Annotated in this window: 18 protein-coding genes, 1 tRNA gene and 1 pseudogene; 9 read left to right on the top strand and 11 right to left on the bottom strand. The window is 24.3% G+C overall.

The annotated features are described in order from the left end of the window. Nucleotides 1–104 precede the first annotated feature (104 nt). Nucleotides 105–395: a Bor/Iss family lipoprotein gene (locus BRSU_RS00260; protein ID WP_048593259.1), complete on the top strand. Its 291-nt coding sequence runs from the start codon at nt 105–107 to the stop codon at nt 393–395. A gap of 17 nt (nt 396–412) precedes the next feature. Further along, nucleotides 413–988, top strand: a complete 576-nt coding sequence (locus BRSU_RS00255; protein WP_048593258.1) for a hypothetical protein — start codon at nt 413–415, stop codon at nt 986–988. A gap of 441 nt (nt 989–1,429) precedes the next feature. On the opposite strand, the pseudogene BRSU_RS14695 reads toward BRSU_RS00255, so the two are convergent. The 3 genes and pseudogenes from BRSU_RS14695 to BRSU_RS00240 all read right to left on the bottom strand — a co-directional run bounded on the left by BRSU_RS14695 (nt 1,430) and on the right by BRSU_RS00240 (nt 4,710). After that, nucleotides 1,430–2,128, bottom strand: a pseudogene (locus tag BRSU_RS14695) (Abi family protein). A gap of 184 nt (nt 2,129–2,312) precedes the next feature. Continuing rightward, nucleotides 2,313–4,304: an NAD-dependent DNA ligase LigA gene (gene ligA / locus BRSU_RS00245; RefSeq protein ID WP_048593256.1), complete on the bottom strand. Its 1,992-nt coding sequence runs from the start codon at nt 4,302–4,304 to the stop codon at nt 2,313–2,315. Between the two features lie 202 nt (nt 4,305–4,506). Further along, nucleotides 4,507–4,710, bottom strand: coding sequence for a hypothetical protein (locus tag BRSU_RS00240; protein ID WP_048593255.1), 204 nt, complete (start codon nt 4,708–4,710; stop codon nt 4,507–4,509). Between the two features lie 969 nt (nt 4,711–5,679). Between BRSU_RS00240 and BRSU_RS00230 the strand changes: the two genes are divergently transcribed. After that, nucleotides 5,680–9,030: a DUF4132 domain-containing protein gene (locus BRSU_RS00230; RefSeq protein WP_048593254.1), complete on the top strand. Its 3,351-nt coding sequence runs from the start codon at nt 5,680–5,682 to the stop codon at nt 9,028–9,030. Between the two features lie 137 nt (nt 9,031–9,167). On the opposite strand, the gene BRSU_RS00225 is transcribed toward BRSU_RS00230, so the two are convergent. Together BRSU_RS00225 and BRSU_RS00220 are read right to left on the bottom strand one after the other, a co-directional pair. Continuing rightward, complete coding sequence (locus tag BRSU_RS00225) at nt 9,168–9,587, bottom strand: hypothetical protein (protein WP_048593253.1); 420 nt, start codon at nt 9,585–9,587, stop codon at nt 9,168–9,170. Between the two features lie 82 nt (nt 9,588–9,669). Then, the gene (locus tag BRSU_RS00220; RefSeq protein WP_048593252.1) at nt 9,670–11,010 is read right to left on the bottom strand and encodes a DUF4236 domain-containing protein; all 1,341 of its coding nucleotides are present in this window, start codon (nt 11,008–11,010) and stop codon (nt 9,670–9,672) included. 508 nt (nt 11,011–11,518) lie between these two features. On the opposite strand from BRSU_RS00220, the gene BRSU_RS00215 reads away from it, so the two are divergent. The 4 genes from BRSU_RS00215 to BRSU_RS00200 all read left to right on the top strand — a co-directional run bounded on the left by BRSU_RS00215 (nt 11,519) and on the right by BRSU_RS00200 (nt 17,017). Continuing rightward, nucleotides 11,519–12,325: a DUF2262 domain-containing protein gene (locus tag BRSU_RS00215; protein WP_048593251.1), complete on the top strand. Its 807-nt coding sequence runs from the start codon at nt 11,519–11,521 to the stop codon at nt 12,323–12,325. Between the two features lie 319 nt (nt 12,326–12,644). Further along, the gene (locus BRSU_RS00210) at nt 12,645–15,128 is read left to right on the top strand and encodes a hypothetical protein (RefSeq protein WP_048593250.1); all 2,484 of its coding nucleotides are present in this window, start codon (nt 12,645–12,647) and stop codon (nt 15,126–15,128) included. 26 nt (nt 15,129–15,154) lie between these two features. Further along, the gene (locus BRSU_RS00205) at nt 15,155–15,958 is read left to right on the top strand and encodes a DUF2262 domain-containing protein (RefSeq protein WP_048593249.1); all 804 of its coding nucleotides are present in this window, start codon (nt 15,155–15,157) and stop codon (nt 15,956–15,958) included. Between the two features lie 285 nt (nt 15,959–16,243). After that, nucleotides 16,244–17,017, top strand: coding sequence for a DUF2262 domain-containing protein (locus BRSU_RS00200; protein ID WP_048593248.1), 774 nt, complete (start codon nt 16,244–16,246; stop codon nt 17,015–17,017). 481 nt (nt 17,018–17,498) lie between these two features. Here BRSU_RS00200 and BRSU_RS00195 read toward each other — a convergent pair. The 4 genes from BRSU_RS00195 to BRSU_RS00180 all read right to left on the bottom strand — a co-directional run bounded on the left by BRSU_RS00195 (nt 17,499) and on the right by BRSU_RS00180 (nt 20,413). After that, a tRNA-Gly gene (locus BRSU_RS00195) sits at nt 17,499–17,573 on the bottom strand. A gap of 84 nt (nt 17,574–17,657) precedes the next feature. Next, nucleotides 17,658–18,569 carry a cysteine hydrolase family protein gene (locus BRSU_RS00190; protein ID WP_048593247.1) on the bottom strand — a complete coding sequence of 304 codons (912 nt, stop codon included), beginning with the start codon at nt 18,567–18,569 and terminating at the stop codon, nt 17,658–17,660. A gap of 142 nt (nt 18,570–18,711) precedes the next feature. Next, nucleotides 18,712–19,875: a hypothetical protein gene (locus tag BRSU_RS00185; protein WP_048593246.1), complete on the bottom strand. Its 1,164-nt coding sequence runs from the start codon at nt 19,873–19,875 to the stop codon at nt 18,712–18,714. Between the two features lie 121 nt (nt 19,876–19,996). Continuing rightward, nucleotides 19,997–20,413 carry a hypothetical protein gene (locus BRSU_RS00180; protein ID WP_048593245.1) on the bottom strand — a complete coding sequence of 139 codons (417 nt, stop codon included), beginning with the start codon at nt 20,411–20,413 and terminating at the stop codon, nt 19,997–19,999. Between the two features lie 113 nt (nt 20,414–20,526). On the opposite strand from BRSU_RS00180, the gene BRSU_RS00175 reads away from it, so the two are divergent. Then, nucleotides 20,527–21,027, top strand: a complete 501-nt coding sequence (locus tag BRSU_RS00175) for a type 1 glutamine amidotransferase domain-containing protein (RefSeq protein ID WP_014489114.1) — start codon at nt 20,527–20,529, stop codon at nt 21,025–21,027. Nucleotides 21,028–21,558: 531 nt separating this feature from the next. On the opposite strand, the gene BRSU_RS00170 is transcribed toward BRSU_RS00175, so the two are convergent. Next, entirely contained in the window at nt 21,559–21,861 is a 303-nt protein-coding gene (locus BRSU_RS00170; protein ID WP_048593244.1) for a hypothetical protein, read from the bottom strand. 491 nt (nt 21,862–22,352) lie between these two features. Further along, nucleotides 22,353–22,517 (bottom strand): hypothetical protein, encoded by a 165-nt coding sequence (locus BRSU_RS14690; RefSeq protein ID WP_245158015.1) that lies wholly within the window; start codon nt 22,515–22,517, stop codon nt 22,353–22,355. A 738-nt stretch (nt 22,518–23,255) separates the two neighbouring features. Between BRSU_RS14690 and BRSU_RS00160 the strand changes: the two genes are divergently transcribed. Then, nucleotides 23,256–24,626 carry a phage terminase large subunit gene (locus BRSU_RS00160; RefSeq protein ID WP_048593243.1) on the top strand — a complete coding sequence of 457 codons (1,371 nt, stop codon included), beginning with the start codon at nt 23,256–23,258 and terminating at the stop codon, nt 24,624–24,626. The last annotated feature ends 534 nt before the right edge of the window (nt 24,627–25,160 follow it).

Here is a 25,160-nt window from a genome sequence, read left to right as displayed (position 1 = left end):
TCATGTTTTTATTTTAGCTTTTTTCATTGACAAACAGCTTTATTATGTTAAACTGAACATTGTTCACTATATGTGAAAAATTCAACAAATTTTAAGGAGTTTTTATGGTAAAAGTGATAATTTTACTCTCAATCATTTCTATATTTGCCCTTTCATGCTCTTATCAGCATAGGCATTTGGTTGGAGATGGTCCTCAAACCGGAGTTACTTTGACAAGAAAGCAATGGTATGCTTTATGGGGATTAGTGCCTGTAAACGATGTTGATGTTGAAAGACTAGCAGGTGGAAGTGAAAATTATGAAATATATACTAGAAGCAATGCTGGAGATTTCTTCATTAATCTATTTACAGGAATAATTGGTTTTACAAGCAGAACTGTAACTGTAAGAAAATAATAAAATAAAAAATAAAAATGAAAACACTATATTTTATAATAACACTATTTTTAATATCATGCACAACTAATTCGTACAAAGATATATTTTCTAATAGAGATATAAATTTTAAAAAGCTAAGTTTAGATAATGATATATCATATCAAAACAAATACGATATATCAGATATTAAAGTAAAACTTATGCCTTTAAATAATTCTGTAAGACTAACTGATGAAGATAAAAATCACATATTAAAAAATACAGGTTATGTTAAAGATCTATATCATATAGAAAGTATATTTTGGGAAGAAAAAACGCAGACTACTTGTTTAGTAGGTTATATGAAAAAAAATAATAATTCTTTAGAAAAACTTATAAACTATATAAACAAGATGGAAAGAGATAACAATATATTAAAAAACTATTTCTATATTAATGGTAGAAAGAATATACAGTATAAAATACAATTAGAAAATACAATTTTATTTTATACTATATTCGATACAAAAGATTCAAATTATCTAGTACTTAGCTATACTTTCCCTACCCATAATGAATACACCTCAATGGAAAATATAGCTAATTCTATTAATTCAGTAGAGTTTTATTAACACCGTGCGGGAGGTTTTTTTTAAAAATTCCTCCCGATTTATATTCTTATCCGCACGCTGAATAAAATAAAAAATATAAATCAATCAATAATACAATTCTCATGATAAATAAAAATACATTAACCGTGCGTTAAAGAAATTCTAAATCTAACAACAACTTGGGCGGGTATGCTTTTTATATTTTTTACTATAAAGAAAATTAGAATAAAAAAATTTTAAATTTATTATAAAGCATAAAGGGCGGGAATTATAATAAAACAAAGAAACTGTAAATATTTTTTTAATTATAATTAATAATTAAAAAAATTGTCCCTTTCCAATTATCAATAATTACTATATTTTCATGTATAAATATTTTACTTTTATAGATTTATTATTTATTAGTTTATATAACTGCTCGTATATTTTGCATATAAAATATAATGTTGAAGATGGAAATATTTATGATACTTTTACTATATATTCCAAATTTACTATAAAATTAAAAAGTGTATTGGAATTTAATAATCGTATATCATAATTACTATTTAAAAGTAATTGTTTTGGAAGTTTAATCTTATTATCTAAATTTATGCATAAAATTCTTGAATGATGAGCAGATTTATTTCTTATAAGAATTAAAAAATGCATAAATTTTTTTAGATACTCATGATGATTTAAATTCATTTTACTTACAATATTTTCCTTGTAAATATTTTCAGAATAAGAATAAAACTTAGATAAAGTTCCTAAACTCATAATTTCTACACTTATCCATATAGGAAGTTATGGAAAATTTGAATATTCATTTTTATAATGCTTTATGAAAATTTCTTTAGAATTTTCAGCTAGAGAATTTATTTCTGGGTTAATATTATCATAAATATTAGTTTTGTAATTATAAAATGGATCATTGTAAGTTTCAACAAAAGTTCTAGCTATAATATTTTTCATATATACTTCTACATAAGAAACACATGACAGGATAAGTTGTATTATTTTTACATCTGTATTAAAAAATCTTATAACTTCTTCAAATGTAACATTTTCAAAGATATGGGTTCTATTATTAGAGTGTTTTTCGAATACATATAAATATCCACTCAAACTATAATAATTTAAATTTGATAATACATTTTTAGCAAATTCATAATTATCTATTATTAATCATCTTTTTTTGAGCAAGGATAATTGTTCATCTATTGATAATGGAGGTTTATTATATGGTTTTATAATAAGTGCAGAGTAAGCTGTCTTGCAACTGAAGCCCTGCACATAGTTACTGTAAATTATAACACTATTGATAAAAAAGTCAATAATCAATTTATTATTTTTATTTTAAGTATTAGCTATTAGCAAGCTTTATAAACTCATCAGCTTCCATTATCTCTACACCCAAATCCTGAGCTTTTTTAAGTTTGCTTCCTGCTTTCTCACCTACAATCAAAATGTTTGTATTTTTTGATACAGCAGATTGAACAGTTGCTCCTAATCTTTCAGCAGCTTCTTTTGCCGAATTCCTTGTAAAGCCTTCTATTGAACCTGTTATTACAACATTCTTTCCAGTAAGAGGAGATTCCACTGTTACAACTTTTTCAAATACCGGATTAACTCCTGCAGCAAGTAAGTCATCTATTAGTTTTAATGTCTTTTCATTATGAAGGAAATCATAAATACTTTTAGCACTGATCTCGCCTATTCCTTCAATATTTTGTAAATCATCAATAGTAGCCTTTTTGAAATTCTCTATTGATGTGAAATATTTAGCTAGTAAGTCAGCAGTAGTTTCTCCAACCTGACGAATACCTAATGCATATATAAATCTTTTTAAAGTAGTGTTTTTACTATTCTCAATAGATTCAAGCATGTATCCTGCTAATTTCTCGCCCATTCTTTCAAACTTGAATAAATCATCTCTTGTTATCTTGTAAAGGTCAGCTGGAGTTTTAACAAGTCCGCTTTTTGTAAATACTGCAATCCACTCCTTTCCTATTCTCTCCATATTCATAGCAGGTTTTGAAACAAAATATTCTATATATCTTGTAATCTTACTTGGGCATTCTTCATTAATACATCTTACAATTACATCGCCGTCAGTTACAGCAGTATCGCCTCCGCAAACAGGACATTTTTTAGGGAACTCAAAAGGCTTACTGTCTGCAGGACGTTTTTCTAATACTACTCTTGTAATCTTTGGTATAACATCTCCAGAACGAATAACTACAATAGTATCACCGATTCTTATATCTTTTGATTTTATCTCGTTAGGATTATGAAGTGTAACATTTGAAACAGTAACACCTCCAACTTGAACAGGCTCTAATTTTGCAACTGGTGTTAATGCTCCGGTACGTCCGACTTGAACTTCAATATTTTTTAATACTGTTTCTTTTTCTTCAGGCTTGAATTTGAATGCTACTGCAAATCTTGGAGCACGTGACAAGAATCCTAATTTCTCCTGATGCTTAACATCATCAACTTTTATTACGAGTCCGTCAATCTCATAATCCATTTTGCTTCTTTTTTCTTGTATATCATAATAAGTTTCTAATACTTTTTTAACATCAATATTTGGGTGAACGCCTTCAACTGTGAATCCTAATTCTGATAAAAATTCCATTGATTTATATTCATTAGTTAAATCAAAATCTTTATAATTGGCAATCTGATAAGCAAAGAATTTTAATCTTCTCTTTTTACTTTCAGCACTATCTAATTGTCTTAATCCGCCAGAAGCTGCATTTCTGGCATTAGCAAAAGGGATTTCTTCAAGTTCTTCTCTCTCTTTATTTAATGCCTCAAAATCTTTTTTTGTTATTAATGCCTCGCCTCTTACAATTAATCTGTTTTTCTCTTTTATGCTTTTAGGAACATTATTCATCATCTTAACATTATTAGTAACATTTTCACCAACCTGTCCGTCACCTCTTGTGCTTGCTACTATAAGTTTTCCTTTTTCATAAATAAGCTCTAAAGCAAGACCGTCAAATTTATTTTCAACTGTGTATTTAATCTTACTTTGATTAAGTTCCTTTTGCATTCTATTATCAAATTCCAAGAATTCTTCTTCATTCATAACATTAGAAAGTGAGTACATTGCAATAGGGTGTTCAAATTTCTCGAACTTTTCTAATATAGTGCCGCCCACTTTATTAGTAGGGCTGTCATCTTTTTTTAATTCTGGGAACTCTCTTTCAAGATTTTCCAATTCCCTGAAAAGTTTATCATATTCATAGTCTTCTATTTCAGGGTTATCATCTGTATAATAAAGTTTGTTATGGTAATTAATAGTTTCTGTTAATTGTTCAATTTTTTGTTTAGCTTCTTCGATGTTCATAGTTTTTCCTTAATAAAAGATTTAATTTATTGGTATTAATTTGAATATAGTATAGTGTTAATTATCTAAATATATTTAGATTTTATTAACAAAATATTTTTTATATCATATTTTTTTACAAACTTCATAAAATCCGTAAAAATACAATACATATAAAACATATTTTTATATGAAATTATAAAGTACTAAAATAATAGATTAATTATTGATCTTTTGATTTACCGTATCTGATTATTAAATCTTCAAGCATTAACTTTACAATTTTATATCCTTCTCCGTTAAGCTCATTCAAATTTATTTCTCTTTTTTCTTGTGTTTTACCCTCATCTGATTTTGTAACTTCCACTAATTTAGCTTGACCTTTTTCTAATAACTCATCTACTTTAAATTTATAATCATCTAACATATTAACCTCTTGAACTTTATAGTAATCTCATTATAATATAAATTGTTTTGAATTCAATACTTAAATCTTAGGAAGTAAATATGGTAGTAAAAACTACTTCAAGTATTAAGAAAAAAATAAAAAATATCTCTAATACAAAAATTAATATAGGAAAAAATGAATAAAACTATTGAGGCATTTAAAGACGATATACATGGCTCTTTAAAACTTAGAGAAAAAATTCTATTAAAATATAAAGTCAAAAACAGAAAAAGAAATGGTTTTAAATCAAGTTAAGCTATATTTTAATTTTGAGAAAGAAAATATTGAATTGGTTTATTTTGTTTTAGATAGTAATTATCCTAATGTAATTATTGATTTTAACGAATTAAAAGATATTATCAATAGTGTAAGATAATATATAAAAGTTTTTTATAATAATATTTAATAAATTTATCCTAGATATAAGACAATTTTAGTATGATTTTTAGCCATAATTTTATACCTGGGGCTTTGCCCCAAACCCTACTTCTTCTGCCGATTAGGCACCTACTCGATGGTGCCCAAAAAAGCAAAAGGGCTATATTTGACGAAGTCCACCTTTAGGTGTGCTTAAATTAATAATCTATATTACATGTAATACTATTTTAGTATGATTTAGTACTAGTTTTATATTTGCACTTTTTGCAACTTTGACGAAGTACGCCTGTCGTGTGTGGTAAAAAAGTAGATAAAATTTATATATATGCACTTTTTGGTTCTTTGACGCTGTCCGCCTGTGGCGTGCGGCGGGAAAAGAACAACATAAAAATTGACAAAGTCAAAAATTTTCAGTATATACCTAAACAATTATATTTTGTCAAAATAATTTTTTTAATTTAAAATATTTGCAGGGCTTTGCTGCGAAGCATACCTGTGGTAGCAGCTCGCAGTTGACAGAATAAAGAAAATTAATTATACTATATAAAAATACTATTTGTGAGGTGATATATGGAGAATAATATCAGTAATGAAGAACAAATAAGAAATAAGTTTGAAATTATATTCCAATATGAAAATAATAAGAACGCATTTATTGATTATTTTTACGGAAGATCAAACAGCTGCCCTATTTTAAGAAATTATTACGGTTATGAAGCTGAAGATATTTTTAAGTTTTATTTTGATGAAAATACTAAAGAAGAAGATAAAAAAGCTCTGTCAAGATACGCTGAAGCTATAATAAAAGATATATACAAAAATCAAAATGTTCATATAATTTTGAGATTATGCACTGGCGAAGATTTAGAAAAAGCATTAATAGAAAGTTATAATAATACGTATGAAAGAACTATATATGATACAAAATATTCTAAAGCAACTTTGGTTAACAATGAAGCATCTAAATATATACAAATACAAGTCAATAATTTTTATAAGTTTTCAGAATTAGAAGCCTATATGCCTAAAAACTTTAATCAATACTTAGAAAAAGTAAAAAATGACAATAAAATATTATTAAATAAAGAGCCTCATTTATTATTAACTATTTTGGTATACATGATAAATAGAGATGATGATAAAAGCCTCATCAAACAATTATTAAATTATATAGATTCTCTAAAAATCAATGATGAAGAAACTATATCATTACTTTTTAGTATAGTTGATAAAGATGAAGAAGTTTATAAAAGATTAATGAATATTTTAAATAAAGATAATAATATGATTTATTTTCTTGTGAATATATACAAAGATATGACAAGAACTATAAAATTATATAAAAGATTATTTAAAAGCTATTCAGAGGATAAAGGCTATTATTACTACACTCAAAAACTTATACCTGAATATTTAGAAACATGCTCTTTCCCTAAAGAATGTATTTTGTTAAACACAATAGTTAATAATAACACTATTTTTATTTCATATTTAACAGTAGAAGCAAAAAAATTATATGATGAAGACAAAGAAACATTTTATAAACTTTATGAGATAATAGAAAAGTCAAAATTAGAAAATTTATATCTTGATTATGCTATGCTTTCATCAATTATGCTTGCAAACGGTGATAATAAATATAATATAGATACTAATTCCATTGTAGAAACTCTCAAAACAATGTGCGTAGAGTTATTAAAAATTAGAGAGCCTGTATTATTAAAAATGATGGACCCTATTAAAAATTTTGATAATATAATTTCTAAAAGCCTTAAATATGTAAAAGAAGAACCTTATGGTAATCATAGTCATTATTTGTCAGCTATAATGTCCTTTGACGGTATAAATGATGAAGCATCAGAAATCACTACTAAATTATTAAAGCATTACGGAATATACGGTAAAATTTCTATTTATGTTTCTATTCAGGAAATATTCTATAATAGAAATATTTTAGAAGCTAAAGAAAAATTAGTTAATGATAAAAAAGTACCATTAAAAGATATTTATTTATCATTATTAGATTCAAAAGATAATATTATCACACTTATAAAAAACAATGTGGAAGAAACAAAAACTATTATGGAAGAAAAATCATTTATCACTTCTATAACAGCAAATATTAGCGGTACTATATCATTTATTAATTGTATTTTCAATGATGAATTAAAAGAACTTATTGATAATAAATTTGATTTTATTTTCAAAGTTATTGATACAGCAAAATCAAAAGAAATAAAAAAGTATTGTGTATCAGTAATTAATAATAATGAAAGCATTGTAAGAAGCGAAGTAGAAAAATTAGCAAATGAAGGAAAAGACGCATCAAGAACAGTTTATAAAGAAATAATTAAATATTGGGACTTACAAAAGTTTGATGATGATTTCCAATTTACAAGCGTTGAAGAAATAGAATCACATTTAAATAAATACTATAATGAAGGACATGAAAGTTTAATAAAAGATATAGACAAAAATATACTTTCTAATATTTTATTAAAAGACAAACAAACTGCATCACCTTTAAAAATAGTTCAGTATGTGTTTATGGAATATGTCGCATTAAAAGAACCTTCAATATTAAAAGACTGCAACAAGATAGCAGAGTTCTTTGATATTGATTCATTTAGAAATGCACTTGACGCTATATATACAAATTGGCTTAACAACAAAGCGGATACAAAATTAAAAAATATACTTATTCCATATTGTATTTTCCAGCCTGAAGATAAACTATTGAAATTAAAGACACAAATTGAAGAATGGGCATTAAATTCAAGAGGAGCATTAGCAGCACATGCAGTATATGCTATAGCATTAAATGCAAGCAAATTTGCATTGGTGTTAGTTGATACAATGTCTGTAAAAATTAAAAATAATCAAGTAAAAAATGCTGCTAAAGATGCATTAAAAAAGACAGCCAAAGCATTAGAGATTTCAGAAGATGAGCTAATAGACAAAATAATTCCAGATTTAGACTTTGATAAAAAAGGAATGAGAGAACTTCATTATGGAGGAGAAGCTGACAGAGTATTTAAACTTCAAATAAAAAATGATTTCACTATCGAAGTAACAGATTCAAATAATAAAGTTTTAAAATCACTTCCTGCACCAAACAGCAAAGATGATAAAGAAACAGCAGATGCATCCAAAAAAGAATTAACTTTGATAAAGAAAAATATAAAAATGATAACTTCCAATCAAATAACAAGATTAAATAAAGTTTTATTAAACGGAAGAAAATGGTCTTATAAAACTTTTACTGAGCTTTTTGTAGAAAACCCAATAATGAATATATTTGCTTTAAAACTTATATGGGGCGTTTATGATGAAAATAATAATTTAATAGAAAGTTTCAGATACATGGAAGACGGTTCTTTTAATACCTTCGATGAAGAAGAATATATATTTGAAGACAGCCTCAAAAATAAAAAGAATATTACTTTAGTTCATCCAATAGAATTAGACGATGAAAAATTATCAAAATGGAAAACTCAATTAAGCGACTACGAAATATCACAGCCTATAAATCAGCTTGACTTATTATTTGAAGAAGTAAAAGAAGAACACATAAAAAACAATAAAATCATTTCTTTTGAAGATCAGGAAATAACAGCAGGCGAAATAATGTCAATGGCAAATAAAATGTCATTTGAAAGAAGCAGAGATATTGAAGACGGCGGAAGCTATACTTATTATGAATTAAAAGACTCTATATTAAATATTGCATGCCGTATAGATTTTGAATATATGTGGTTTGGAATAGAGGCTAACGAAAAAGTAACATTTAAAAATATTGCTTTCCACAGACTAGATGAAAACGGAAACTGCAATGCAGAAGAATATATAAATCCTTTAGAGATTAACAAAAGATTTACTTCATCAATATATGGAACAGTAAAATCTTATTTTATGAAGTAAAAACTTATTCACTCACTTATTAAGTATTTTATATAGTACTTAATAGGTGTGTTTGATTAGTTATTATATAAAACATATTTTTTATTATTAAAAACTAGTTTTATTTAATTTATAAGTATTTACTAGATAATATTGATTTATCTATACTTATTTAATAAATCAGTTAAATCTTTTAATTCAAATTGGCAAATTAAACTATTATCACAATATATAAATACTTCATTTACATTATATAAATTATCTATTAAAAAACTAGCTATATCTCCTGATATAATAATAGAACTTCCTGATGTATATTCATCTAAACCATATAATTTACTATTATTATCATCATATACTATTTTTATAGCTGTATCAGCATTATGTAAATTATAGTGTATTATTTGTACATTATCACCCATAATATCAGATAATCCAATTGTAAACATTCCTAATTTATCTGTACTATATTTTACTAATACAATCATAGAACCTAAATTTTGTATATTCCAATCTGTGTAAATATCAGCATTTAAAAAATTAGATAATAATAAAATAATAAATATAATTTTTTTCATAAAGATATTCCTCATGTTGATTTATATTATTAGATTTCATAATTATAAAAATAAAAACTATTATATAGCATAAATAGCATAACTACTTCATAATATCTTCAATATTATTTGCTGGTATTATAGTTTTGGCTTCAAAAGTTTTAGTGAAGTTCTTTATATTTTTAAAATTATCAAAAGCTAATATTGTGTCAATATTATTAAAATTAATATTGTTCATTTTATTTCTTTCTATTAAAATAGAATATATATATTCATCTTCAACATTACCATTTTTTTTGTTAACTCTCTGAGTGTAACCAGATACTAATGTATTTTCTATTCTTGTTGAAACATTAAATATATATGCACTAAAGAAAAATGCTAATCCACATACACATTTTAAATAATCTTCTTTTAATTCTTTTTGAGATTTTTCTTTTATTTTTAATTTGCCAGAAGATAAATAGTTTGCTTTTTTTGTTGGAATATCTTCTATTTCAGGTAAATCTAAATCTAAATATACAGATTTTTCTTCATAGTTGTAGTCAAAATTGATATTGAATTCAATAGGTAATTCCATATCATCAATTATTTTTGTTATTGTATCATTTACAAAAATATCATCACCAAATAATATATCATTTAAATGTTTTTTTGTATTATTAAATTCTTCCTCAAATTCTTTATCTAATAATAATTTCTTATTTTTTTCTTCTTCATAATGTAATTTTTCTTTTGTTAATTCCTCTTCTATTTTTGAGATTTTTAAATTATTAAATTCATTATCTATAAATTCTTTTTTTCTTTTAGAAAAAGTCCAAAATGGCCATAATTTTATTTTACCTTTTGATAAATTAATGGCTTCATTATATAATTCATCTTCATTTAATTCTTCTTTAATAAAAGGTTCAATGGTATATTCCTCTTTTACTAAATTATTTAAATTATTTTTAATATCATCTTCTGTTACAACTTTAGGCGTTAATTTATATATATCAATAAAAGATGTTTCTTCTTTATCTATCTTATCTTTTAATTTAGCATATAATTCTTCTTTTTTTTCTTTATAAGTTTCAGACCTTTTAATTTTTTTTATAATAGTTTCATCTGTGATTTCAATCCTATCTTCATTTAGAATAACAATTTCTCCGCTATCTTCTTTAATACTTAAATAAAATAATGTACTACTATCATAATCATCATAACTATTATAAGAAGAATAACTTTTATTTTTAGAAGAATATGATTTATATGTATTTTTTGAACTTCCTATTATTTTATTTCTAGTATGTAATCCCGTACCTGGAATTGAAGCATTTACATAGCCACCTTTTTTACCATAATTAAAAGATAATCCTTTTCCACCTACTGTAGCACTTAATCCTGATTTAGATAGATTAATTTTTAATCCTTTACATATTTTTATACTTTTTCTAAATCTCATTTGATAATCCTAACTTATTTATTTTGAATTAATAGTTATATTATATAAGGATATATAAAAAAAGCTATAAATTTACATATATTAAAAAAATGTATTGCAGATTTTTTGTATATAATATGAACTATAGTATACATTATTAATATAATAGTATATAAAAATGAACAAATAAATAGATAATTTAAAATATACAATTTTATTTTGATGATGGCGATATTTTCTCTGGACATGTAATAGCAGTGGACAGCGACTATGATTTTAATTTTGCAGAACCTTATATAATAGGATAATTAAATTTACTTACCGTGCGTTAAATAATTTTTAATGTAATCACAATTTACCTTGTGATAAAATATATAATATAAAAATAAAGTATTGATATCTAAATTCTATTTTTATATCAGCTTTTCCAGCACATATTTATAAAGTAAACTTACTACTAAATTTATATATATAATATATGGTAAAAATTTATTATTGATATTTTTCCATAGCATATTACAATATAAAAATGGACAAAGAAATTGAAGATTTTAATAAAGATTTTGATGATGAAATTTTAGACATAGCATTCGTACTAAAAAGGTCATGCTGCAAATACAATAAAATACCTTGGGATAAATATTATACTTTATTCGTTTCAGCTATAGCTTTAAAAAATATTGCCGCTAATGTCATTATAGAAAACAGTCATATTATCATTCATAAAAAAGTTAAAGAACCTGAAGAATATTTAAAAATTCTCAAAGATGAAACCATAGTAAGATTAAAGGTGAGAAAAGAAAAAAATAATAATGATTTGTATATGAGATTTTTGCTTGAAGATATAGTTGATAATGATTATAAAGATGATGATTTAAATATTATATTAGAAAAATATTCTAAGCCTATTTATTATAAAGATGAAGAATTAGGAGATTTTGAGCTTGATAAATCTATTAACTGTTTTGAAAAAAATATGTCTTGGACTTATAATAATGATATATCAGTTTTATTTGATGATATTGATGAAGAACTAAATAAAAAAAGTGTTGATATAATAAAGAAAATATTCGCTAATAAAAAAGATATTGACAAAAAACTAAAAGACTATATATCAGAAAACATGCTTGAAGATGCCAACAACTGGAACGATGATGCGGAAAAGCATCATATAAGCAAAGAAGATTTCGTAAAATTAATAGCCTTAACATCTATAACTATAAGTGAAGATATTATAACATTTTGGTTTGATGACGGTGATATTTTCTGGGGACACTCTATAGTAGTAGAAAGCGACTATGATTTTAATTTTGAAGATGCTCATATAGAAGGATAATTAAAAGATAATTAATTTTAAATTTACTTACCGCAACCTAAATAAAGTTTAAAATATAAGTTTATCTATAATTCAACTTCTATTATATTATAAATTTTACTCACCGTGCGTTAAATAAATTTTTAATATAAGAACACTTTAACTTGTGATAAAATATATAAATACAATAAAAATCATATTATAAAGATATTATGCATATCTTAAAAACAATTTGTATCAATTGTTTAATAATTACAGTAAACAAACATAATAATAAAATTTGACAGAATAAAAAAAATAATTATACTACATAAAAAATATTGTTAATAGGTTGGTTTTTATGAAAAATAGTATTAGTAATGAAGAAAAAATAAGAAATAAGTTTGAAGAAATGTTTTCTCATGAAAATAATAAGGATGCATTCCTTGATTATTTTTACGGAATATCAAATAGCTGTCCTACATTGAGTAGAAATTATCTTTATTATGCTGAAGAAATTTTCAAATTTTATTTTGATGAAAATACTTCAAAAGAATATAAAGAAGTACTGTCTAGGTATGCCAAAGTAATGATTAAAGATATATACAAAGGTAAGCCTAATCCTAATTATATAATAATTACTACTTATATGATTGTAAGATTATGCTCTGGGGAAGATTTAGAAAAAGTTTTAATAGAAAGTTATAATATTGGTATTGAAGAAATATATATAGATAATAAAAAATATTCTAAATCTCAGTTAAAAAATAATAATGGATATGTATACATAAAAATACAAAATAAGAATTTTAATAATTTTTTAAAATTAGAAAGTTATATAGGTAAAAAGTTTAATCAATATTTAGAAAAAGTAAAAAATGATAGTAAAGTATTATTAGAAAAAGAGCCTCATTTATTATTAACTATTTTAGTATATATCATAAATAGATATGATGATAAAAAACTCATTAAACAATTATTAAATTATATAGACTTACTAAAAATCAATGATGAAGAAACTATATCATTACTTTTTACTATAGTTGATAAAGATGAAGAAGTTTTTAAAAGGTTAATGAATGTTTTAAATAAAGATAATAATATAATATATTTTATTGTAAATTTAGATTCTGTAATGATAACTAATATAGAATTATGTAAAAGATTATTTAAAAAATATTCAGAAGATACAACATATCATTATTTTGAAGCAAGAGAAGTTGCAGATGAATATTTAGAAACATGCCATTTTCCTAAAGAATATATTTTCTTAAACAAAATATATTGTGATAGAAATACACATTGTACTTCATCTTTAACAGTGGAATTAAAAAGACTATATGATGAAGACAAAACAACATTTTATAAACTTTATGAGATAATAGAAAAATCAAAATTAGAATGTCTATATCTTGATTATGTTGTGCTTTCAGCAATTATGCTTGCAGTGAATGATAATAAATATAATATAGATACCAATTCTATTTTATCAAAGTTAAAAGAAATTTCTGCAGAGTTCTTGAAAAAAATAGAATCTATTAAAAGTTTCGATGATATAATTTCCAAAAGTATTAAATATATAAAAGAAAAGCCTAATGGCAGTTATAGTGCTTATTTATCAGCTATAATGTTATTTGATGAAATAAATGAAGAAGCATCAAAAATTACTGATATATTATTAAAGTATTATATAATATACATCAAAATTTATATTTATATTCAGAAAATATTCTATAATAAAAATATTTTAGAAATTAAAGAAAAATTGGTTAATGAAAAAGAAGTAGAATTAAAAGATATATATTTATTTATAAAGTCGGAAGATGATATTATAACTCTTATAAAAAACAATTTGGAAGAAACAAAAAATATTATAAAAGAAGAAGCGTTCATCAATGTCATAACAGAAAATACTAAATGTACTATATCATTTATTAATGCCATTTTCAGTGATGAATTAAGAAGTTTAATAGATAATAAATTTGATTTTGTTTTCAAAGTTCTTAATATAGAAATAGATCAAAGAATAAAAAATCACTGCATATTAATAATAAAGAATTACGGAATTTCTATAAGAAGCGAAGTAGAAAAATTAGCAGTTGAAGGAAAAAAATCATCAATAAAAATTTATCAAGAAATAATTAAATATTGGGACTTACAAAAAATTGATGCTGATTTCAAATTCAAAAATATTGATGAAATAGAAGAATATATAAATAAACAGTATAATAAAGAACATGAAATTTTAATAAAAGATATAGATGAAAATATACTTTCTAATATACTATTAAAAGACAAGAAAACTGTATCTCCATTAAAAATAGTTAAGTATGTATTTATGGAATATGCTGCATTAAAAGAACCTTCTATATTAAAAGACTGTAATAAAATAGCAGAGTTTTTTGATATTGATTCATTTAGAAATGCACTTGACGCTATATATTATAATTGGATTAAAAATAAATCAAATACAGAAATCAAAAATATCTTTGTTCAGTATAATAATTTAACTAAAGATAAACTCTTACAATTACCGTATGATACTAATAATATATCTTATACAACATATGATATATTATTAAAAAACATACTTATTCCATATTGTATTTTCCAAACTGAAGATAAACTCTTACAATTAAAAACACAAATTGAAGATTGGGCATCAAATGATATGAATGATAGTGAAGAATTAGCAGCTTATGCAGTATATGCTATGGCTTTGAATGGAAGCAGCTTTGCATTATCATTAATAAATAAAATATATTTACAAGTTAAAAATAAGAAAGTCAAAAAAGCCGCTAAAAATGTATTAAAAAAGGCTGGCAAAGTATTAGATATACTATAATAAATACTAAATAATAGGATATAAAAATGGACAAAGAAATTGAATATTTTAATAAAAATTTTGATGAAGAAATTTTTGATATAGCATTCGTTTTAAAAAAGCAAAATTTATCAGCTGGTAAGTCAAAAGGAAAATATTATACTCTATTGGTATCTGCAATTGCATATAAAAATATTATCACCAATGAAATTATAGAAAATGAAAATTTACTTATAGTAAAAGAAATTGAAGATACCAAACATTATTTTCAAATATTCAGAAACAAAACAATAGTAAGATTAAAAGTAAGAAAAGAAAAAGATTCATCTGGTTTATATATGAGATTCCTGCTTGAAGATATTATTGATACCAACTATAAAGATAATGATTTAAATATTATATTAGAAGAATATTCTAAGCCTGTTTATTATAAAGATGAAGAATTAGGAAATTTCGAGCTTGATAAGTCTATAGACATGTTTAGTAAAGATATAGAATGGAATGATGATAATATTTCGGTTCTCTTTAAAAATATTGATGAAGAAGTCAATAAAAAAAGTGTTGCTATAATCAGAAAAATATTTACTAATAAAAAAGATATTGACAAAAAACTAAAAGACTATATATCAGAAAACATGCTTGAAGATGCCAACAGCTGGAACGATGATGATGACAAACCTAATATAAACAAAGAAGATTTTGTAAAATTAATAACCTTAACATCTATAAATATTATATACGAAGATAATATAACATTTTATTTTGATGACGGCGATATTTTCTCTGGACATGTAATAGCAGTAGACAGCGACTATGATTTTAATTTTGCAGAGCCTTATATAATAGGATAATTAATTTTTAATTTACTTACGCACGCTAAATAAAGCTTAAAATATAAATTTATATATAATTCAAATTTTATTATATATTAAATTTTACTTACCGTGCGTTAGATAAATTATAAACTTAATTAACACTTGGGCGGGTGCTATAATTTCTAAATAAGTTATAAAGATAGTAAATATTAAAATTTAAAAGTTAGTTATAAAGAATAAAGGGCGGGGTATTAATAAAAGTTTTAAAATTTATTATTGATATTTTATATTAGCATATTACAATATTAACAGGATATATAAATGGATAAAGAAATTAAAGATTTTAATAAAGATTTTGATGATGAAATTTTTGACATGGCATTCGTACTAAAAATGTCATGCTGCAAATATAATAAAATACCTTGGGACAAATATTATACTTTATTCGTTTCAGCTATAGCTTTAAAAAATATTGCCGCTAATGTCATTATAGAAAACACTCATATTATCATTCATAAAAAAGTTAAAGAACCTGAAGAATATTTAAAAATTCTTAAAGATGAGAGCATAGTAAAATTAAAGGTAAGAAAAGAAAAATATCCTGATGATTTCTATATTAATTTTTTACTTGAAGATATAGTTGATAGTAATTATAAAGATGATGATTTAAATATCATATTGGAAAAATATTCAGAGATTATTTATTATAAAGATGAAGAATTAGGTGATTTTGTGCTTAATAAGGATATAAACAGTTTTAAGAAAGAGATGACTTGGACTGACAGTAATATTTCAATTTTCTTTGATAATATTGATGAAGAGTTTAATAAACAAAGCGTTGATATAATCAAAAAAATATTCTCTAATAAAAAAGATATTGACAGTAAATTAAAAGAGTGTGCTGCAGAAAGTATATTTAAACCTCATAATATGGAAAGAGAAGAATTCATAAAATTAATAAGTTTAGAATCTATAAGTATATATTCCAAAAACTGCATAACATTTTATTTTGATAATATTGACGGACATACAATACTAGTAAATAGTGATTGGGATTTTAATTTTAAACCGATTACTGAACTAATGTTTTTTTAAATTTGCATATTTCTTACAGCAACTTAAATAAATCTTAAGATATAAGTTTATCTATGATTCAAATTTTTATCATATTATAATTTTTACTCACCGTGCGTTAAAGAAATTCTAAATCCACTCAACACTTGGGCGGGTGCTATAATTTCTAAATAAGTTGTAAAGATAATGAATACTAAAATTTAAAATATAGTTATATAGAATAAAGGGTGGGGAATGTAATAAAAGTTTTAAAACTTTATTTACACTTGCCCACCCTTTAGGCTTATAGTCTTTTATGGTATTTAAATTTTATTTTTCTTATTAATTTGTTCTGGTATTATAGCTGACCACCCAGGATTTTTTTTAAATTTATTATATCCTAACCACACGCTTAACGACGTATAAATATTATAAATTAATTTGAAATAAGAATTAGGTTATATTTTAAAATTTGCTTACCGTGCATTAATGAAAATTGCTGTGAAATAGGAAATTAAATAAATGGAGCGGGCGAACGGAATCGAACCGTCATCTTTAGATTGGAAGTCTAAGGTAATAACCATTATACGACGCCCGCAATAAAAAAGAACTTACTTTTAAGTTTTATAAAGTATAACATAATAAAATAAAAAAATCAAGAGCTAAATTATTTTTTTATCTATTAAATATTGAGTAATTTTATGCCATATTTACTGGAAAGCTCTTCATATTTTTGTTCACATACCTTATTATCACCTATAGCACTGCTGCAATTCATCATTATATTAATGGTTTCTGTTACACTTTTATCGTTATTGTATATTTCACAAAACTGCTTAACACTCTCGTAAACACAATAATCTTTAGCCTCTCCGCATATATATATCTTATCAGCATTGGCTATATCATAAACCCAAGAAGTATCATAGTTTTTTGTATACTCTGTAGGTACTTCAGGTCTTATTACACCATACATCTCACTGAATGAGTCTTGACCTTTTAGTATTTTGTTTATATAAACTCTTCTTGAAGCTTCAAAGAATAGAAGAATATTATCAAGCTGTTTATCTATAAGCCAGCCGTCTGTGGCATATATACAATGATAAGGCCATATCATCAAATTTTGAGCATTCTTTTCTTTTAAGGACTTCACATAATTAATTTGTATCTCCTCATCATAAACAGGTATTATCTCATCATTCAAAATTTTTTCTAAAGTTATTTCTGTAAACGGAGCAACAGGCTTATCATTAAAATCATTCCACATAATAGAATGAAATATAGAATCATATCTGTGAGTATCCAAAGTAACATATATGCTTGAAAGCCTTTCCATATTGTCATATATGAATCTTATTATATTTTTCATATCATTAACAGCACCTTTCACAGGCAAAGCACCTTTCTCCATATCTATAAAATCTCTTTGAGGATCTACTATAAGAAGATTAATGCTTTCATCTTCAAACTCTTTAATAACTTCATTGCTGTATTCTAAAGCCATTTTATAAATATCCTGCTGATTAATAGGATTAACTTCCTTTCCTATAAAATCCTCATTTATTATTTTTTCATACGGTATTTTAACTGACATAACGAATCCTAATTTAGTGCTTTAAAAATAGTATATAAAATTTTTATTTAAAGTAAATTATTTTTTTATATTATTTTTATATAAACTAAATAAAAAAGAGCCCCAAATAGTAGGGACTCTCTTTGCAAAAACAAAAATATGTTTAATAATCTACCATTTCTCGAAGGAAGTTTCCATTTCTATCAATATAAAGTCTCATATTATTTGCCATTCTAACTTCATAAGTACCTATCTCTTTTACTTCTACATCTAATATCTGAACATTAGGATATTTTGTAGCAGCTGTATCTAAAACTACTTGAGGAACTTTGAAAGGAGTATAAAAATCCTGAACATATAATGGTGCATTCTGAGTATTTCCTGTAGTCTGATTATTATTGTTTAAATTCTGATTGTCAGTAGGAATATTATTTTGCTCTGGCATACCATTTGCTTTTCTAGTTAATTCTTCTGCTGCCTTTATTAAGGCTTCAGCAGCTAACTTGTAAGGATTATCTGACATATTATTATTTGTTTGAGTATAAGCATTATAATCGTATCCAGTATAATATCCATTTTGATCTTGTGCAGTATTGTCATAACCGCCATAATAATTATTTTGATATGGATCTTGATAAGTATTATCATAAGCATTATAGTCATAAGGATTATAATAATTATTTTGTGCAGCATTATCATAACTATTATTATATCCATTTTGATTAGGGCTATAGTACGGACTATTAGGATTTTTGGATTCTCTTTCCAACATTTTCATTAATTCTTCATAAGGATTTACATAACCTGCTGTATTATTATATGCTTGATTATTATAATTGTCATAACCGCTTTGATATGTATTTTGTGCAGTATTATCATAACCGCCATAATAATTATTTTGATATGGATCTTGATAAGTATTATCATAGCCACTATAATAATTATTCTGATATTGATTTTGTGCGGTATTATTATAATTAGGCTGAGCATTATAATTTTGAGAAGCCCAATTCATAGCATTCATAGTATCCTGATATGGATTTCCCTGCATAGCATTATAATCATTATATTGTTCATAAAATCCAGGACTATAATAAATACTGTTAGGGTTATTTGCTTCCTCGGATAAAGTTCTCATAAATTCCTGATAATAATTATTATAGTAGTTATTTGCAGGGACATTATTATTCTGATATGCATTATAATTATTCTGATTATTTTGATAGTTATAACCATTCTGATAATTATATGGATCATAATATTGAGCAAACAACATACCTGAAGATATTATCAAGGCAGGTATTGCTTTAAAAATTATTTTTCTCATAAACATATCCTTTGTAAATATATTGTAAATTTATTGTTTACTGTATTTACATTATAATACATTTATGGTTAGATGTCAATTTTTTTTACAAAAATTTTCAAATAAATTTACATTTTTAAATCTATTTAGATTGTATTAATTGACCAGATGTTACAGAACTATCTTCATTTACTATATTAAGATCAAGCATATTATTATTGAATGTAAAAGTATATTTTTTTAATCCTGTAAAATTTATTTCAGCACTATAGCTATTATCAGATTTTTTAATAATCATTTCTTTAGATAATTCTACATCTTCCGGATTAGAACCTCCAAAATATGTTACAGAACCTTTTACAGAACCATCATTATTAATTGTGAATGTAGCTCTCCCATCTTCTATAATGCTGTTTTTATCTTTTCTATTTATTGCCCCAGAATATTTTCCTTCATATTTTGAGTCTATTCCGCCTCCTATTTTTGTAATATCATTAGAACAAGATACAAAAATTATTATCATCAAAGTTAAAGAAATTGTTTTTAAGAAAGTTTTCATTTTTTATCCTTTTATTATTTAATATTTATAAATATAATAAAAAATATATGATATTGAAAAAATGTTATATTATTATATGATACTAAGAATTATAATACAAAGGAAATATATAAATGAAAGCATTAATTATAACAGATAATTTTTTTGAGGATTCAGAATTATTTTATCCATACTTCAGACTTGTAGAAGAAGGCATCGAAGTTGATATAGCAGCTTTAAACAAAGGTGAGATTAAAGGTGAATATTTTTTCAAAGTTGAAGCAAAATTAGATTTCTCAGAAGTAGATCCTTCAAATTATAAAGCATTAATAATACCAGGCGGAAGAGCACCTGAAGCCATAAGAGGAAATGAGAATGTAAAGAAAATAATTAAATACTTTGTTGATAATAATCTTACTATAGGAGCTATTTGCCATGGACAGCAAACTTTAATATCAGCAAAAGTATTAGAAGGAAAAGACGCTACTTGCTATATAGGCATAAGAGATGATTTAATGAATGCCAAAGCTAATTATAAAGATGAAAAAGTTGTGGTATGCGGAAATATTATCACTTCAAGATGTCCTGATGATTTGCCGTATTTCGCTAAAGAGATAATAAAGAAATTAAAATAATATATACTGAAATTTTTTAAGTTTGTCAACCGCGAGCTGCGGCACCTTCCCGCACGTCACTGTTTCATCTTATCAAACACCCACTATACGTGCGGTTGATTACTTATTATTGTACAAAAATGAATAATTTATCTTACAGATAAAATATATTTGGCTAATATTAGATAATATTTGATATCATAAAAAATTATAATTTACATTTATAAAATATAGAAATTGACAAAATATAGTTGTTTAGATATATACTAAAAATTTTTAAGTTTGTCAATTTTTATATTGTTCTTTTCCCGTCGTACGCCTACCTAAAAGTACTTCCTTCGGGCGCAGGCGGACAGAGTCAAAGAACCATACGAAGTACACCTGCGGCGAAAGTGCAAGTATAAAAAATGAAATTGTTTAGGTATATCTAAACTAATAAATATTGATAATGTTTTTATTTATCAAGCGGTTTTTGAAATAAGATAAAAAATATATAAAAAAACCTCATACTTGAAAAAGCATGAGGTTTTTATTTATAATAGTTTTTGAATATTATTTTACTCTAGCACCTTTTCCTCTTATTTTCATTTTTGTAGAGAAACCTGTTTTTACTATTTCATATCTAGGCATAATAATAAAATCATAATTTGTATCTTTTAAAGCCTCTGCTATTAACTGTTCTTTTAAAGTATCATCTTTTGAATTATAAGGAAGTTCTGCTGTTAAAACTTCACCTACCTCAATATCATCTCCTGTAAGCTGCAAACTTTGAGGTATTCTCTCAACAGTTGCTACAGTTGAACAGCCTATCATCGCAAACACCAATATCACAATAACACAAATCATTTTTTTCATTTTATTTCTCCATTTTACTTAATTAAAATAATATATCAAAGCAAGCATTAAAATATTAATATTATTACCTCCTTTCTAAATTTTTTTAATACTTACTTAAGAATGTGCTTAAGTATACTAAAGAATAAAAAAAATGCATTTGAAGTATATAATTTTTTAAATACTTCAATAAAATGCATAAAAAATCCCATACTTAAAAAGCATGAGATTTTTATATACTTAAAATCAATAATCAAAATTAATTAAAAGCTTTAGGTCCGAATCTAAATCCTAATTTCAAACCTATATCATAACTTAATAATGGTGCCTAACTATGAACTCCTGATAAACTATCAATAGTTGTATTTATAGAATTAATGGCATCAACTCCTGTGTATAATCCTATATTATAGCTATTTTTTATGTGAAGAATATTGAATAATCAAAAGTTAATTTACCATAAAAACCTACAGGACTCATAAATTTTGTAGAAGCATCTTTAAATGATACTTTTACTCTTCATCTTTCCAATTACTTTCTAAAGCCGTAGGTATTATAACACCAACTCCAATTCCTATAGAAAATGCTTTTATATTGAATTTTGTAAGTATGCCTATTTTAATATTATGAGTATAGAATGAAGCATTACCTAATTTTACCCCCAGAAACTTTTTCAAAAAGTCAATTACTTCTTTATTAGAGTTTACTGAAATATCATCAACGTATTTATGTTCTTAAGCAATTTTTATCATTAGACTGAATTCATCAATATAATTTGTAAATTCAATGTATTTACCATATTAACTAATTAAAAATCATAAGAATATAAAAACAAAAATAACTAATTAAGTAATAAATATAATGGGCGGGCAATTGTAATTAGATTTTAAAAACCTTATTTACATACCCCACCCTATAGATTTTCTGTTTTATTTTGAATTTAAAATATAATTTATCTTACTGCTTAATACAGAAAATATAGCTTCCCACCCAAGTTGTTATTAGATTTAAAATCTATTCAACGCACGGTTAATAAATTATTATTTTTTATTATTGTTAATATTACTAATATAAGTTTATAAATTATGTTATTAATTTTTGAAGCGATAAACGAGCAGCTGATAACTTTAGTTGTCAGCTACATTAAAAATAAAAAATTGAGCGTCTATCAGCTAAAAGCTGATAGAGATTTTAAAGCGAGATTTTTTATATATAATAATAAGTTTATCGCTAGCAACAATAAAAAATCATTCTTTATAATTAAAATTGTATTATTAACTTATTTATATTTTTTATTTAGTTTAGCGTGCGTGAAATTAATTCAAAAATAAACTTCACTTATAATTACTTATAATTTTTGCTTTTTATATGAAGATATTATTTTTTTAATATCAATTAAATTATGAGAAAAAATTATGAATATCAAGTTTAATATTTTGAAGCCTTTTGAGAAATGGGCAAATACTGAAAAGAGATTAAAAATATCATTCGGAGGACGAGGAGGCGGAAAAAGCGAATCAATAGCAAGAATATTGATAGCTAAAAGTTTTGAAAATAACGGTGTAATACTATGCTCAAGAGAAATACAAAAATCAATTAGCTATTCAACCTACCCACTTTTAATAAGTATTATAAAAGAATTAAAATTAGAAAAGTTTTTTAATATAAAAAGAAATGAAATCATTAATAAAATTACAAATTGTAAATTTATATTTTTAGGTATTAGAGAATGTTCTATTGAAGAAATTAAATCCATTTATAATGTAAGAATATGTTTTATAGAAGAAGCTCAAACTCTCACACAAAGAAGCTACGAAATATTGGAACCTTCTATAAGAGCAAATAAAAGTGAAATATGGATTGCATTTAACCCTAGATTTGAAACAGACTTTATATATAAAACTGTATCGCAATTTAAATTAATAAAAAAATTCTACACCGATAAAAATAATAAAGAGTATCCATATCATGAATATGAAGATAATAATATATTAATTACATTTATCAATTATGACGGCAATTATTATTTCAGTGATATATTAAATAAATCAAGACTTTCTACTTTAAAACTTATGCCAAAAATGTATGATCATATTTGGCTTGGAAAAATAAAAAATAAACAAGGCAAAATTTTCCTATATTCAAAATTAAAATTCTATGATAATAACTTAAACGATATAAAAGAAAAAATTAATTCATCAGAACATAAAGCTGTAGTAGATCCGGCATTTGGAGAATATAATTGTTTCACTTCAGCTATAATATATACGCAGATAGGAGAAGATATTTATTTAATAGATTCAGGTCTTATAAGAAATGATTCTAACTCTACCACAGATGAAAGCATAATAAAGTTTCTATCAAACAAAAATATAAAAAAAATATTATGCGAAAGTAATTTTGCTCAAAAAGAATTAGTAAAAAGATTAGAAAAACATTTTGAAGTTACTCCGTTTTATGTGCATAAAAATAAGGCAGAGAGAATAGTAAATGCAAGTTATTTGATATATGATAAAGTGTATTTTCCAAAAAGCTGGCAGAAAGTTCCTAAAGAATCTGATACCGATAAATGGCTTAAGACAAATGATGGACGAGGATATATAGCACTTAATCAATTATTAAATTTTGATGATTCACTTGAAGGAAGCAATATAAAAGGAAATGTATTTAGCTATTTAGATTTTCCTGATGCTTTATCTAGTTTAATACAGTTTGGTACAGATGATATTATTAATGAAGAAAATGATGATAAAGTAAATTTAGTTAATGCAATTTTTGGAGAATAGTACTTTATCTAAATTAAATTTTAAAAATTTCATTTAATCCCTGCCCTTTATACCATATTGCTGTATTATAAATTTCAATATTAATAATCTTTAAAACTGAATTAGAAATTTTAGCACCCGCCCAAGCTTTATTTAAAAATTTTAATTTATTTAACGCACGGTGAGTAAAATTCAAGTATATAATAAAATATAAATTTTAAACGAATATATTATTATTTATAACTTCATCCTGCGTGCGTTTATGTAAGCAGCAAATTTAAAAAAATCTTGGGTGGGTTGCTGTAATTACAGTGAAAACTAAAAGAAAAGATTATACAAAAATAACAGTTATAATTAAAAGCCTAAAGGGTGGGAAGTGAGAATAATTTTTTAAAACTTATTTTCATTCCCCGCCCCTTATGCTTTATTACTAAATTTATAATTTTAATATTAATTATTTTTATAGTTTAATTAGAAATTTTAGCACCCACCCAAGCGTTTTTTAAATTTAGAATATATACACCGCACGGTTAACTCATTTTTATTTAATATTTA

It is taken from the genome of Brachyspira suanatina, assembly GCF_001049755.1.
GTDB lineage: Bacteria > Spirochaetota > Brachyspiria > Brachyspirales > Brachyspiraceae > Brachyspira > Brachyspira suanatina.
Note: the sequence above shows the minus strand (reverse complement) of the source record. Positions and strands in the feature narration are given on the sequence as shown.

Coding starts and splice junctions, on each gene's coding strand:
- BRSU_RS00175 (WP_014489114.1), top strand. CDS start 20,527: ATGAAAGCATTAATTATAACAGATAATTTTTTTGAGGATTCAGAATTA.
- BRSU_RS00180 (WP_048593245.1), bottom strand. CDS start 20,413: ATGAAAACTTTCTTAAAAACAATTTCTTTAACTTTGATGATAATAATT.
- BRSU_RS00210 (WP_048593250.1), top strand. CDS start 12,645: ATGAAAAATAGTATTAGTAATGAAGAAAAAATAAGAAATAAGTTTGAA.
- BRSU_RS00190 (WP_048593247.1), bottom strand. CDS start 18,569: ATGTCAGTTAAAATACCGTATGAAAAAATAATAAATGAGGATTTTATA.
- ligA (WP_048593256.1), bottom strand. CDS start 4,304: ATGAACATCGAAGAAGCTAAACAAAAAATTGAACAATTAACAGAAACT.
- BRSU_RS00240 (WP_048593255.1), bottom strand. CDS start 4,710: ATGTTAGATGATTATAAATTTAAAGTAGATGAGTTATTAGAAAAAGGT.
- BRSU_RS00170 (WP_048593244.1), bottom strand. CDS start 21,861: ATGAAAAAAATGATTTGTGTTATTGTGATATTGGTGTTTGCGATGATA.
- BRSU_RS00185 (WP_048593246.1), bottom strand. CDS start 19,875: ATGAGAAAAATAATTTTTAAAGCAATACCTGCCTTGATAATATCTTCA.
- BRSU_RS00200 (WP_048593248.1), top strand. CDS start 16,244: ATGGATAAAGAAATTAAAGATTTTAATAAAGATTTTGATGATGAAATT.
- BRSU_RS00215 (WP_048593251.1), top strand. CDS start 11,519: ATGGACAAAGAAATTGAAGATTTTAATAAAGATTTTGATGATGAAATT.
- BRSU_RS00220 (WP_048593252.1), bottom strand. CDS start 11,010: ATGAGATTTAGAAAAAGTATAAAAATATGTAAAGGATTAAAAATTAAT.
- BRSU_RS00160 (WP_048593243.1), top strand. CDS start 23,256: ATGAATATCAAGTTTAATATTTTGAAGCCTTTTGAGAAATGGGCAAAT.
- BRSU_RS00230 (WP_048593254.1), top strand. CDS start 5,680: ATGGAGAATAATATCAGTAATGAAGAACAAATAAGAAATAAGTTTGAA.
- BRSU_RS00255 (WP_048593258.1), top strand. CDS start 413: ATGAAAACACTATATTTTATAATAACACTATTTTTAATATCATGCACA.
- BRSU_RS00225 (WP_048593253.1), bottom strand. CDS start 9,587: ATGAAAAAAATTATATTTATTATTTTATTATTATCTAATTTTTTAAAT.
- BRSU_RS00260 (WP_048593259.1), top strand. CDS start 105: ATGGTAAAAGTGATAATTTTACTCTCAATCATTTCTATATTTGCCCTT.
- BRSU_RS00205 (WP_048593249.1), top strand. CDS start 15,155: ATGGACAAAGAAATTGAATATTTTAATAAAAATTTTGATGAAGAAATT.